This window comes from Streptomyces sp. NPDC005263 (assembly GCF_042872365.1).
Classification (GTDB): Bacteria; Actinomycetota; Actinomycetes; order Streptomycetales; family Streptomycetaceae; genus Streptomyces.
Genome location: NZ_JBIAKJ010000001.1, coordinates 385,690 through 398,613 on the forward strand (window position 1 = coordinate 385,690; position 12,924 = coordinate 398,613).

Below are 12,924 nucleotides of genomic sequence, written 5' to 3' on the forward strand. Positions count from 1 at the left end.
ACTGGGACGAGACCGTGGCCCCCGGCCGAGGAGAGCAGGACACGACTGTCATGAAGCCCCACGTGAGCCCCCACCACGCGACGAAGGACGTCACGTCCACCCACTCGGTGTTCGGCGCGCCCTGCTGGGTGAGCCTGACCAGCCGCGACGTGGAGGCCACGGTGGGGTTCTACACGGCCGTGCTGGGCTGGCAGTGGCGACGGGCGAGACTCGGCGACCGTTTCCGTATGGCGCTGGCCGACGGGACCCCGGTGGCCGGGATCGCCGCGGTGGCCTCCATGTGGCAGATGGCGGTCGCCTGGACGCCGTACTTCGCGGTGGCCAGCGCCGACGAGGCCGCGTCACGGGCGCAGGAACGCGGCGGCACCACCGCGGTCGGGCCGCTGTCCTTCCCGCCCGGACGGGCGGCTCTGCTGGCCGACCGGGACGGGGCCACCTTCGGCATCTGGGAGGGCGAGCTGTTCGCCGACTGGGAGAGCTGGCGCGAGGCCCAGCCGGCCTTCATCAGGCTCCACACCCGGGACGCCTTCGACTCGGCCATCTTCTACGGCGAGGTCCTCGACTGGGCGTCGGAGCATCCCGGCTGCTGCGAGGTCCACTACGAGGGCGGCGAGGTCGTGCTGCGCAGCCGCGGCGACATCGTGGCCCGGATCGAGTCGGGGGCCCTGGGTTCGGCTCCCGACCCGACGATCCGGCCGCACTGGCAGGTCCACTTCGCGGTCTCCGACGTGTCGGCGTGCACGCGGGCCGCGGAGATGAACGGCGGCAGCGTGCTGTCGAAGGGCAGCGACGAGGCCGTGCTGCGCGACCCGGACGGGGCGCAGTTCACGGTGACCTCCCGCCGCGGACGCTGACCGGGTCCGCCTCCGGGCGGACGGCACGGGCCGGTGATCCGGGCCGGCTCACCTGTGGACCCTGCCGCGGCCGCTGGGACGCGGTCACCTGGAGGCGTGCGACGGCCTCGACAGCAGGACCAGACTCCGTGCCTCGACCGTCATCGCCGTGCCCGCCTTGTGCTCGGACTCGTCGGTGCCCTGCGGCTCGGCGGTGTCGATCAGCGTGGTCCAGCGTTCGCCGTAGGTGACGTCCGGCAGCCGGAACTCCACCGGCTCCCAGTAGCCGTTGAGCAGCAGCAGGAGCGAGTCGTCGACGACGCGCCGCCCGCACGGGTCGGGTTCGGCGATCGCGTCGCCGTTGAGGAAGACCCCGACCGAGTGGGCGTCGGAGCGCTGCCAGTCCTCGTCGCTCATCTCGCGCGCGTCCGGCAGCAGCCACACCAGGTCGGGCAGCGGCTGGTCCGCGTGGGTCACCGTCTCCCCGCGGAAGAACCGGCGCCTGCGCAGCACGGGATGGGCGGCGCGCAGCCCGATGACGTGCCGGGTGAAGGCGACCAGGTCCCGCTGCTCGTCGGTCAGCCGCCAGTCGATCCAGGAGACGTCGTTGTCCTGGCAGTAGGCGTTGTTGTTGCCGCGTTGGGTACGTCCCAGTTCGTCGCCGTGACCGAGCATCGGGATGCCCTGCGAGAGCAGCAGCGTGGCGATGAAGTTGCGTGTCTGCCGGGCCCGCAGGGCCAGCACCGCCGGGTCGTCGGTCTCGCCCTCGACCCCGCAGTTCCAGGACCGGTTGGTGCTCTCACCGTCCCGGTTGTCCTCGCCGTTGGCCTCGTTGTGCTTGTCGTTGTACGAGACCAGGTCGCGCAGGGTGAACCCGTCGTGCGCGGTGACGAAGTTGACGCTGGCACGAGGTCGGCGCCCGGTGTGCTGGTAGAGGTCGGAGGACCCGGTCAGCCGTGACGCGAACTCGGCGAGCGTGTGCTCCTCGCCTCGCCAGAAGTCCCGTACGGCGTCCCGGTACTTGCCGTTCCACTCCGACCACAGCGGCGGGAAGTTGCCCACCTGGTACCCGCCCTCCCCCACGTCCCAGGGTTCGGCGATCAGCTTGACGCGGCTGATCACCGGGTCCTGCTGGATCAGGTCGAAGAACGCCGACAGCCGGTCCACCTCGTGGAACTGCCGGGCCAGGGTGGCCGCGAGGTCGAAGCGGAAGCCGTCCACGTGCATCTCCGTGACCCAGTACCGCAACGAGTCCATGATCAGCTGAAGGACGTAGGGGTGCCGCATGAGCAGGCTGTTGCCGGTGCCGGTGGTGTCGTAGTAGTGCCCCCAGTCGCCGTCCACCAGGCGGTAGTACGAGGCGTTGTCGATGCCCCGGAAGGACAGCGTGGGGCCCTTCTCGTTGCCCTCCGCGGTGTGGTTGTAGACGACGTCCAGGATCACTTCGAGGCCGGCCTCGTGCAGCGCCTTCACCATCGACTTGAACTCGGTGACCTGCCGCCCGCGGGTGCCGTGCGCGGCGTAGGCGTTGTGCGGCGCGAAGAAGCCGATCGTGTTGTAGCCCCAGTAGTTGGACAGGCCGCGGTCCGTGAGCACGCCGTCCTGCACGAACTGGTGGACCGGCATCAGCTCGACGGCGGTCACGCCGAGCGAGGTCAGGTGCTCGATCACCGCGGGGTGGGCCAGGCCGGCGTAGGTGCCGCGGAGGTCGGGCGGGACGTCGGGGTGGGTGGCGGTGATCCCGCGGACGTGGGCCTCGTAGATCACACTGTCGGCGTACGGCCGTCCGAGTGGGTGGTCGTCGCCCCAGTCGAAGGCCTGGTCGGTGACCACGCCGAGCATGGTGTGCCCGGCGCTGTCGGACCGGGACGGGCCGCTCGCGCGCTCGAAGAGGGAGGCGTGGTTGTCCACCTGCCCGTCCACCGCCTGGGCGTACGGGTCGATCAGGAGTTTGGCCGGGTTGCAGCGGTGCCCGAAGGACGGCTGCCAGGGGCCGTGCACACGGTAGCCGTAGCGCTGCCCCGGTCCGATCCCGGGCAGGTAGCAGTGCCACACGAAGCCGTCGACCTCGGTCACCGGGACCTCCCGGTGGGTGCCGTCGTCGTCGACGAGGACCAGGTCGACGCGTTCGGCGACCTCGCTGAACAACGCGAAGTTGGTGCCCTCGCCGTCGTGCGAGGCGCCCAACGGGTAGGGGTGCCCGCTCCAGGCGGGCACCCCTACCCGGCGGGGGCGCGCGGTCACCGCGCGTCCTCCAGGACGCCGTCCGGTGTGCCGGCCGTTCCGGCCGGGGCGGGTCCGGCGAAAGCCGCGACCCGGACCTCCCGCGGCACCTGGAGACCCTCGCGCAGGTCGGGCGCGGGCGCGATGGGCACCAGCGGGACGCGTTCGCCGGCGCGGGCGCGCTGCGAGAACCAGATGACCTTGCTGCCCGTGTCGGTGGCGCAGCAGCCCCAGCCGTCGCTCATCGCGGCGATGCGCTCGAGACAGTCGCGCAGGTCCTGGTCCGGACGCAGGTCGCAGTCGTTCTCACTGATGGCGGTGATGAGGTGCTGGCCGTTCCACCACATCTCGATCGACGTGTTCTTGTCGTTGGCGTGCTCGTCTATGGCCCTCAGCAGCAGTTCGGTGCCTCGACAGACGGGCTCGACCAGGTTCTCCAGGTCCCAGTGGCGGAGGTGAGCGGCCAGGATGCGCCCGACCTGTCCGACGCGTTCCGGGCTGACCTCGACGTCGAGGTGGTAGTAGCAGGGCACTGCGGTGTTCATCGTCGTTGGCTCCTCACCGGCGGAGCTCTCGCTCCGCCTCGTCCCCTGCGGGGCCGGGCCCCGGACACGAAGCGTGAGCACTGATCGCTTCTGAGTCACCTCAAGGGTGAGTGCGCTACGCCATTCGTGCAACACGAGCGTTCGACCGCGCGGTTGAAGATCCAACAAGACGTTGAGTCATCAAACGTGCACCATGTGTGAAGACCTCGATGCCCGTCACGGATCCGCGCGTACCCGCACGGCCGCCCGACGGTCGGGAGACGCGCCATCGAGCCCGGGAAGGTGAACGGCCCATGCTGCTACCGGCCAAAGCCGAAGTGGCCCGGCAACTGCGGCGGTACCGGGCGTGGGAACGCAGGATGCTCGCGTCCCCCGCCGACTGCCGGATCCGGTCCACCTTCGAGGACTCGGGCTACACCCTGTGCGTGCTGATGGGGAAGCGGTGCGCACGTGAGGCCGCGGACGCCGCGGAACGCTATCTGCGGTCCACGCTCGTCGCCTACCTCCGGGAGGAGAGCGAGCGGCCCCGTCGGCGGCCGTTCGTCAGACGGGGTCCGCCGGCATCGGGCCGGCGGTCTCCCGCCGGACGGTAGACGCCTTCCGGCGCATGTCGTCTCCCCGGCCCGGCCACGCACCCGGCCCAGTCGAGAACGCGGAGGTGGTGCACATGAGTTCGTTCCCGGCCATCGGCCGCATTCCGGTCCGGGACGTCAGGCCTGCCGTGGACGGGGGCAGGCGGCCCGCGAAGGCGGTCGTCGGTGAGACGTTCGAGATCTCGGCCACCGTGTTCCGCGAGGGGCACGACGCGGTCGCCGCCAATGTCGTCCTGACCGGCCCCGAGGGCCCGCGCGGGCCGTGGACTCCGATGCGGGAACTGGCCCCGGGCACCGACCGCTGGGGCGCCACCGTCACCGCGGACGTCGCGGGCCACTGGACCTACCGCGTCGAGGCGTGGAGCGATCCGCTGTCCACCTGGCGGCGCACGGCCCGCATCAAGGTTCCGGCCGGCATCGACACCGGACTGGTCCTGGAGGAGGGCGCCGAACTCTACGAACGGGCGGCGGCCGGAGTGCCGCGGGGGCCGGTGCAGGCGGCGTTGCTGGCCGCGGTGGAGGTCCTGCGCGACGACTCGCTGCCGGTCGCGACCCGGTTGGCCGCGGCGTTGACGCCGGAGGTGGACGCGGTCCTGGCCCGGTATCCGCTGCGGGAACTGGTCACCGCCTCGGACCCGCTGCCGCTGCTCGTCGAGCGGGAACGGGCCCTGTACGGCGCCTGGTACGAGTTCTTCCCCCGCTCGGAAGGCACCGCCGACACACCCCACGGCACCTTCCGCACCGCCGCCCGCAGACTGCCCGCGATCGCCCGGATGGGCTTCGACGTCGTCTACCTGCCGCCCATCCACCCCATCGGGCACACCTTCCGCAAGGGCCGCAACAACACCCTCTCGCCCACACCCGACGACGTCGGCGTGCCCTGGGCGATCGGCTCCCCCGAGGGCGGCCACGACGCCGTCCACCCGGACCTGGGCACCCTCGAGGACTTCGACTGGTTCGTGCAGCAGGCCCGGGACCTGGGCATGGAGGTGGCCCTGGACTTCGCCCTGCAGTGCTCCCCCGACCACCCCTGGGTGCAGAAACATCCGGAGTGGTTCCACCACCGGCCCGACGGGACGATCGCGTACGCGGAGAACCCGCCGAAGAAGTACCAGGACATCTACCCCATCGCCTTCGACGCGGACCTCGACGGCCTCATCGCCGAAACCCTGCGGGTCCTGCGGCACTGGATGGCCCACGGAGTGCGGATCTTCCGGGTCGACAACCCGCACACCAAACCCGTCATGTTCTGGGAACGCGTGATCGCCGACATCAACCGCACCGACCCCGACGTGATCTTCCTGGCCGAGGCGTTCACCCGGCCGGCGATGATGCACACACTGGCCCAGATCGGCTTCCAGCAGTCCTACACCTACTTCACCTGGCGTACCACCAAGGACGAACTCACCGAGTACCTGACCGAACTGTCCGGCGAGGCCGCCTCGTACATGCGGCCCAACTTCTTCACCAACACCCCCGACATCCTGCACGAGTACCTCCAGCACGGCGGCCGTCCCGCCTTCGAGGTCCGCGCCGTCCTCGCCGCCACCCTCTCCCCCACCTGGGGCATCTACAGCGGCTACGAACTGTGCGAGAACACCCCCCTCAAAGAAGGCAGCGAGGAATACCTCGACTCCGAGAAGTACCAGCTCAAACCCCGCGACTGGGAAACAGCCGAACACGAGGGACGCAGCCTCTCCCCCCTGATCACCCGGCTCAACACCATCCGGCGCCGGCACCCCGCGCTGCACCGGCTCAGGAACATCCACTTCCACCGCACCGACAACGACGCCCTGATCGCCTACAGCAAGCGTGCGGGCCAGGACACGGTCGTGGTGGTCGTCAATCTCGATCCGCACCACGCCCAGGAGGCCACGGTCTCGTTGGACATGGCGCGGCTCGGCCTGGAACGGCACGAGTCCGTGTCCGTGCACGACGAACTGGCGGGTGAGACCTACCGCTGGGGCGAGAGCAACTATGTGCGGCTGGAGCCCGGTCGGGCGCCCGCGCATGTGTTCCACGTCCAGCGAACGGCCGCCTCGCCACAGATCGGAGGGTCCCCCGCGTCATGACTGTCAACGAGCCCGTCCAGGACACCTTCGAGGACACCCCCGTCAAGGACCGGGACCCCGAGTGGTTCAAACGCGCCGTCTTCTACGAGGTCCTCGTCCGCTCCTTCCAGGACAGCAACGGCGACGGCGTGGGCGACCTCAGGGGCCTCACGGCCAAGCTCGACTATCTGCAGTGGCTCGGGGTCGACTGCCTCTGGCTGCCGCCGTTCTTCAAGTCGCCCCTCCGTGACGGCGGGTACGACGTCTCGGACTACACCGCCGTGCTGCCGGAGTTCGGTGACCTCGCCGACTTCGTGGAGTTCGTCGACGCGGCCCACCAGCGCGGCATGCGCGTGATCATCGACTTCGTCATGAACCACACCAGCGACCAGCACCCGTGGTTCCAGGAGTCCCGCGACAACCCCGACGGCCCTTACGGCGACTACTACATGTGGGCCGACGACGACAAGCAGTTCCAGGACGCCCGGATCATCTTCGTCGACACCGAGGCCTCCAACTGGACCTTCGACCCCGTCCGGCAGCAGTACTTCTTCCACCGCTTCTTCTCCCACCAGCCGGATCTCAACTACGAGAACCCGGCGGTCCAGGAGGAGATCCTGGCCGCCCTGCGGTTCTGGCTGGACCTGGGCATCGACGGCTTCCGCCTCGACGCCGTGCCCTACCTGTACGCGGAGGAAGGCACCGACTGCGAGAACCTGCCGGCCACGCACGCGTTCCTCCGGCGGGTCCGCAGCGAGATCGACGCGATGTATCCGGACACGGTGCTGCTGGCGGAGGCGAACCAGTGGCCGGAGGACGTCGTCGACTACTTCGGCGACTACGCCTCGGGCGGCGACGAATGCCACATGGCGTTCCACTTCCCGGTCATGCCCCGCATCTTCATGGCGGTCCGCCGCGAATCCCGCTACCCCGTCTCGGAAATCCTCGCGAAGACCCCGGCCATCCCCTCGAACTGCCAGTGGGGCATCTTCCTGCGCAACCACGACGAGCTCACCCTCGAAATGGTCACCGACGAGGAACGCGACTACATGTGGGCGGAGTACGCCAAGGACCCCCGCATGCGCGCCAACATCGGCATCCGCCGGCGCCTGGCCCCTCTCCTCGACAACGACCGCGACACCATCGAGTTGTTCACCGCCCTGTTGCTGTCGCTGCCGGGCTCGCCGATCCTCTACTACGGCGACGAGATCGGCATGGGCGACAACATCTGGCTCGGCGACCGGGACGCCGTACGCACCCCGATGCAGTGGACCCCGGACCGCAACGCCGGATTCTCGGCGGCCGACCCCGGCCGACTCTGTCTGCCGACCATCATGGACCCGGTCTACGGCCACCAGGTCACCAACGTCGAGGCGTCGATGGCCTCGCCGTCCTCGCTGCTGCACTGGACCCGCCGCATGATCGAGATCCGCAAGCAGAACCCCGCCTTCGGTCTCGGGTCGTACACCGAGCTCCAGTCCTCCAATCCGGCGGTGCTGGCCTTCCTCCGCGAGGCCCCCGCGACCGATGAGAACGGGGACGACCTGGTCCTGTGCGTGAACAACTTCTCCCGGTTCGCGCAGCCGACGGAGCTCGATCTGCGGGAGTTCGCCGGCCGGCACCCGGTCGAGCTGTTCGGCGGTGTCCGTTTCCCGGCCATCGGTGAACTGCCGTATCTGCTGACTCTCGGCGGCCACGGCTTCTACTGGTTCCGGCTCTCCCGAGTGGCATCCCGCATCGGTCGACGACTGTGAGCGTGTGCCGACGAAAGGACGCGTCACCATGCCGAAGACCGCACTGCTCGGCCCCGGACACACGGTCGTCGCCGACCCGATGCTGTCGCTCGGCGACCTGCTGCGGGACTGGCTGCCCCGGCAGCGCTGGTTCGCGGGCAAGGACCGGCCCGTCACGGAACTCGGTCTGCTGTCGATGACCGAACTGTTCCCGGGCTGTCTGCACCTGCTGGTGCGGGCCGGTCACTCGGGGCCGCCGATACCCGCCGACGCCCCCGACGGCGACTGCTACCAGCTGCTGCTCGGCATACGCAAGCACCACTCGCCGCGCCTGGGCCGGGCACTCATCGGCCGGGCGGAGCAGGGACCGTTCGCGGATCTGACGGTCTACGACGCCCTGCACGACCCCAGGTCGGCGCAGCTGCTCCTGGAACGCCTGCGGCACCCCGGGTCGGCCGGTCCGCTCCGCTTCGAGGGCGACCCGTCCGTGCCGGTGCCGGGCGGGCTGCCGCCCCGGCTGCTGGACGCCGAGCAGTCCAACTCCTCGCTGGTGTACGGCGACGAGTTCATCCTGAAGCTCTTCAGGCGCGTCCAGCCGGGGATCAACCCCGACCTGGAGGTGCCGGGCGCGCTGGTCGGGCAGGGCTGCCGCCGGGTACCGCGTGCCGTGGCCTGGTTCAGGACCACGCATCCGCAGGAGGCGACGCTGGGGGTGCTCCAGCCGTATCTGCGGGACGCCTCCGACGGCTGGACGCTGGCCCTGCGGGCGCTCTCCACCGGGGACGACTTCGCCGCGCAGGCGCACCAGCTGGGGCAGGCCACGGCGGAGGTGCACCTCGCGCTGGCCTCGGCCTTCGCGACCGGCGCCCACGACGAGAGCCGCCGGACGGCGGCCGCGATGACCGAGCGGCTGGACGCCGCCGCGCACTGCGTTCCGGCCCTCAAGCCGTTCGTCCCCGGGCTGCGCGGCGCCTTCGGGTCGCTGGTCGCCTGCGATCCCGGGCCGCCCGCGCAGCGCATCCACGGCGATCTGCACCTGGGGCAGGTGCTGCGGGCCGGTCGCGAGTGGTTCGTGATCGACTTCGAGGGCGAGCCGTCCCGCCCGCTCGCCGAGCGGCGCAGCCTCCAGTCCCCGGTGCGGGACATCGCCGGGATGCTGCGCTCCTTCGACTACGCGGCCCGTCAGCGACGCCCCTGGCGTCCGGAGTGGGCGCGTCGTTGCCGGGAGGCGTTCTGCGGGGGCTACGCCGCCCGCGCCGGCTGGGATCCGCGCAAGAAACACGGGCTGCTGCGGGCCTACGAGACCGACCGAGCTGTCTACGAAGTCCTGTACGAAGCCAGGCACCGCCCGAACTGGCTCCCGGTACCCATGGCGGCGATCGAACGCCTCGCCGTGAGAGGAGACTGACCCGTGGCCCTGCGCGACGACACCTCACTGCCCGAGCCGTCCGGCCCCGCCCGGTGCGGTACGGCCCCGCCCCTGGATCCGTCCGAGCGCGGGCGTCTGCTGTCGGGTGCCCATCACGACCCGCACGCACTGCTCGGCGCCCACCCCGCCCCGGGTGGGATCGTCTTCCGCGCGCTGCGCCCGTTCGCCCGCTCGGTGAGCGTGGTGATCGACGGCAGGCGCAGCCGGCTGGCCTCGGAGGGCGAGGGGCTCTTCTCCGGCGTCCTGCCGCTCGACGCGATCCCCGCGTACACGCTGCTGGTGGCGTACGGGGACGAGGAGCAGGAGGTGCACGACCCGTACCGCTTCCTGCCCGCCCTCGGCGAGAGCGACCTCCACCTCATCCGCGAGGGCCGGCACGAGCAGCTGTGGAAGGCGCTCGGTGCCGAGCCGATGGTCCACGAGGGCGTGGCGGGGACCCGGTTCACGGTGTGGGCGCCGAACGCGCGAGGGGTGCGGGTCGCGAGCGAGTTCACGTTCTGGGACGGGCAGGCGTTCCCGATGCGGTCCCTCGGTGCGTCCGGTGTGTGGGAACTGTTCCTGCCCGGCATCGGCGAGGGCGCGCGGTACAAGTTCGAGATCACCTCACGGCACGGCGGCCGGTTCCTGAAGGCCGACCCGATGGCCCGCCGCACCGAGACACCGCCCGACACGGCGTCCGTCGTGACCTCGTCGCGGTACGAGTGGGGTGACCGGGAGTGGATGGACCGGCGTGGGGACGTCCCCGTGCACGAGGCACCGTTCTCGGTGTACGAGGTCCATCTCCCGTCCTGGCGACCGGGCCTGACGTACCGTCAGCTCGCCGAGGAGCTGCCGGCGTACGTCAAGGACCTGGGCTTCACCCACGTGGAACTGATGCCGGTCGCCGAGCACCCCTTCGGCGGGTCCTGGGGCTACCAGGTCACCGGCTTCTACGCCCCAACCGCCCGGCTCGGCACCCCGGACGACTTCAAACACCTCGTCGACGCCCTGCACCGGGCCGGAATCGGCGTGATCATGGACTGGGTGCCGGCGCACTTCCCCAAGGACGACTGGGCGCTGGCCCGGTTCGACGGGGACCCGCTGTACGAGCCGGGAGACGACCGGCGGGCGGAGCATCCGGACTGGGGGACCTACGAGTTCGACTTCGGCCGGGTCGAGGTGCGCAACTTCCTGGTCGCCAACGCCGTGTACTGGTGCGAGGAGTTCCACATCGACGGGCTGCGGGTGGACGCGGTCGCCTCCATGCTCTACCTCGACTACTCGCGCGACTCGGGACAGTGGACGCCCAATGTGTTCGGCGGCCGCGAAGACCTGGACGCCATGGCGTTCCTCCAGGAGATGAACGCGACCGTGTACCGGCGGGCTCCCGGGGTGGTGACGATCGCCGAGGAGTCCACGGCCTGGGGCGGGGTGACCCGGCCGACCGACAGCGGCGGTCTGGGATTCGGGCTGAAGTGGAACATGGGCTGGATGCACGACTCGCTGGAGTACATCGGCAAGGAGCCGGTGCACCGCAAGTACCACCACAACGAGATGACCTTCTCGATGGTGTACGCGTACAGCGAGAACTTCGTCCTGCCGATCTCGCACGACGAGGTCGTCCACGGCAAACAGGCCCTGGTCTCGAAGATGCCGGGCGACTGGTGGCAGCGGCGCGCCAACCACCGCGCCTACCTGGGCTTCATGTGGGCCCACCCCGGCAAGCAACTCCTGTTCATGGGGCAGGAGTTCGCGCAGGGCGCGGAGTGGTCCGAGGCGCACGGGCCGGACTGGTGGCTACTGGACCCGGCCTACGGGGCGGAGGCCGACCACCGGGGCGTCCGTGACCTGGTCCGCGACCTCAACACCGTCTACCGCCACACCCCGGCGATGTGGCAGCGCGACACCGACCCCGCCGGATTCCGGTGGGTGGTCGGGGACGCCGCCGACGACAACGTCTTCGCCTTCCTGCGGTTCGACGCCGAGGGCTCCCCCCTGCTGGCTGTCTCCCACTTCTCCCCCGTGGTGCGCCACGACTACCGCCTGGCCGTCCCGGACGACGTGGGCACCTGGTACGAGGTCCTCAACACCGACGCCGGACGGTACGGCGGCGGCGACGTCACCCACCCCGAGCCGCTCGAGCCCGAGGACGGAGTCGTCCGGCTGACCCTGCCGCCCCTCGCGACGGTCTGGCTGACACCACGCCCCCGGTGAGGCACGGGCGATGACGGCAGGTGTTCGAACGGCTCCGGAGGGGCAGTCGGGGTCGTACGGCCGGCCCGCGCCGGGTGGCCGCCACCACCGACAGACCAGAGAAGGGGTGCATCACGTGCGCACCGTAGGAGTGGAGGAGGAGCTCCTCCTGGTCGACCCGGAGACGGGCGAACCGCAGGCGATGTCCGCCGCGGTCCTCGCCAGTGCCGCGCACGACGGCACCGACCCGCCCGTCTTCGAGGCGGAACTGCACAACCAGATGGTCGAGTTCGCGACACATCCGCAGTCGGGCATGGAGGAGCTGCGCGCGGAGATCGGCCGCTGCCGCAAGGAGGCGGCCCGGCACGCCGGCGACAGCGGCTGTGCCGTCGCCGCGCTGGCCACGTCACCGCTGCCGGTCAGCCCCTCGGTGGCCACGGGCCGCCGGTACCAGTGGATGGCGGAGCAGTACGGGATCGCCACCCAGGAACAGATGGTGCTGGGCTGCCATGTGCATGTGTCCGTGGAGTCCGACGAGGAGGGCGTCGCGGTCATCGACCGGATCCAGCCCTGGCTGTCGGTGCTGTCCGCGCTGAGTGCCAACTCCCCCTTCTGGCAGGGCCAGGACACGCTCTACAGCAGCTATCGCAGCCGGGTGTGGCAGCGGTGGCCGTCGGCCGGTCCGACCGAGCCCTTCCGGTCGGCGGAGCGCTACCACCGCAGGGTCGCGGAGATGGTGGCCACCGGGGTCATCCTCGACGAGGGCATGATCTACTTCGACGCCCGGCTCTCCCGGAACTACCCGACCGTGGAGATCCGGGTGTCGGACGTCTGTCTGCGGGCTGACACCGCGGTCCTCATCGCCACCCTCGCACGCGGGCTCGTCGAGACCGCCGCACGGGAGTGGCGGGCGGGCGTGGACCCGGCCGGGCACAGCGTGAGCCTGCTGCGGCTGGCGTCCTGGCGTGCCGCGCGTTCCGGCCTCAACGAGGAGCTGCTGCACCCCGCGACCATGCGGCGGATGCCCGCCGAGACGGTGGTCCGGGCCCTGCTGGAGCATGTCGAGGACGCCCTCGCCGACAGCGGGGACCTCGACCGGGCCCGCGAGACCTGCGCCGAGCTGCTGCGCGGAGGCACCGGCGACCGGGTCCAGCGTGAGCTGCTGGAACGGACCGGGAACCTGCGCGACGTGGTCACCGCGTGTGTGCGCCGGACCCAGGTGTGAGCCCTCGCCCCCTACCCCTGGGTGCTGCCGCAGCAGTGGTACGAGGGCCTACGCCGGGAAGAACGCGGCGATGACGACGCCAGGACGAGACTCGTGCCGTCCGGGTCCCGAACCGGCCCG

At 70.6% G+C, this 12,924-nt stretch carries 9 protein-coding genes; 7 read left to right on the top strand and 2 right to left on the bottom strand.

What is annotated here, in order from left to right:
- Positions 1–50 precede the first annotated feature (50 nt).
- Positions 51–854, top strand: a complete 804-nt coding sequence (locus ACFYRY_RS01775) for a VOC family protein (protein ID WP_389138965.1) — start codon at positions 51–53, stop codon at positions 852–854.
- Positions 855–938: 84 nt separating this feature from the next.
- Here the strand turns inward: ACFYRY_RS01775 and glgX are convergent, their stop codons facing one another.
- Positions 939–3,077: a glycogen debranching protein GlgX gene (gene glgX / locus ACFYRY_RS01780; RefSeq protein ID WP_389138967.1), complete on the bottom strand. Its 2,139-nt coding sequence runs from the start codon at positions 3,075–3,077 to the stop codon at positions 939–941.
- Entirely contained in the window at positions 3,074–3,601 is a 528-nt protein-coding gene (locus tag ACFYRY_RS01785) for a pep a2 (protein ID WP_389138969.1), read from the bottom strand. The genes glgX and ACFYRY_RS01785 overlap by 4 nt, the downstream gene beginning before the upstream one ends.
- Before the next feature lie 293 nt (positions 3,602–3,894).
- On the opposite strand from ACFYRY_RS01785, the gene ACFYRY_RS01790 reads away from it, so the two are divergent.
- From ACFYRY_RS01790 to ACFYRY_RS01815, 6 genes are all read left to right on the top strand, one after another.
- A complete protein-coding gene (locus tag ACFYRY_RS01790; RefSeq protein WP_356776643.1) occupies positions 3,895–4,194 on the top strand; it encodes a DUF5133 domain-containing protein in 300 nt (99 codons plus the stop codon).
- Positions 4,195–4,268: 74 nt separating this feature from the next.
- Positions 4,269–6,266, top strand: coding sequence for a maltotransferase domain-containing protein (locus ACFYRY_RS01795; protein WP_389138971.1), 1,998 nt, complete (start codon positions 4,269–4,271; stop codon positions 6,264–6,266).
- The gene (gene treS / locus ACFYRY_RS01800; protein WP_389138973.1) at positions 6,263–7,999 is read left to right on the top strand and encodes a maltose alpha-D-glucosyltransferase; all 1,737 of its coding nucleotides are present in this window, start codon (positions 6,263–6,265) and stop codon (positions 7,997–7,999) included. The genes ACFYRY_RS01795 and treS overlap by 4 nt, the downstream gene beginning before the upstream one ends.
- Before the next feature lie 28 nt (positions 8,000–8,027).
- The gene (locus ACFYRY_RS01805) at positions 8,028–9,386 is read left to right on the top strand and encodes a maltokinase (protein WP_389138975.1); all 1,359 of its coding nucleotides are present in this window, start codon (positions 8,028–8,030) and stop codon (positions 9,384–9,386) included.
- 3 nt (positions 9,387–9,389) lie between these two features.
- A complete protein-coding gene (gene glgB / locus ACFYRY_RS01810) occupies positions 9,390–11,600 on the top strand; it encodes a 1,4-alpha-glucan branching enzyme (protein WP_389138977.1) in 2,211 nt (736 codons plus the stop codon).
- Positions 11,601–11,715: 115 nt separating this feature from the next.
- Positions 11,716–12,804, top strand: coding sequence for a glutamate--cysteine ligase (locus ACFYRY_RS01815; protein ID WP_389138979.1), 1,089 nt, complete (start codon positions 11,716–11,718; stop codon positions 12,802–12,804).
- The last annotated feature ends 120 nt before the right edge of the window (positions 12,805–12,924 follow it).

Coding starts and splice junctions, on each gene's coding strand:
- ACFYRY_RS01775 (WP_389138965.1), top strand. CDS start 51: ATGAAGCCCCACGTGAGCCCCCACCACGCGACGAAGGACGTCACGTCC.
- ACFYRY_RS01785 (WP_389138969.1), bottom strand. CDS start 3,601: ATGAACACCGCAGTGCCCTGCTACTACCACCTCGACGTCGAGGTCAGC.
- ACFYRY_RS01790 (WP_356776643.1), top strand. CDS start 3,895: ATGCTGCTACCGGCCAAAGCCGAAGTGGCCCGGCAACTGCGGCGGTAC.
- ACFYRY_RS01795 (WP_389138971.1), top strand. CDS start 4,269: ATGAGTTCGTTCCCGGCCATCGGCCGCATTCCGGTCCGGGACGTCAGG.
- treS (WP_389138973.1), top strand. CDS start 6,263: ATGACTGTCAACGAGCCCGTCCAGGACACCTTCGAGGACACCCCCGTC.
- ACFYRY_RS01805 (WP_389138975.1), top strand. CDS start 8,028: ATGCCGAAGACCGCACTGCTCGGCCCCGGACACACGGTCGTCGCCGAC.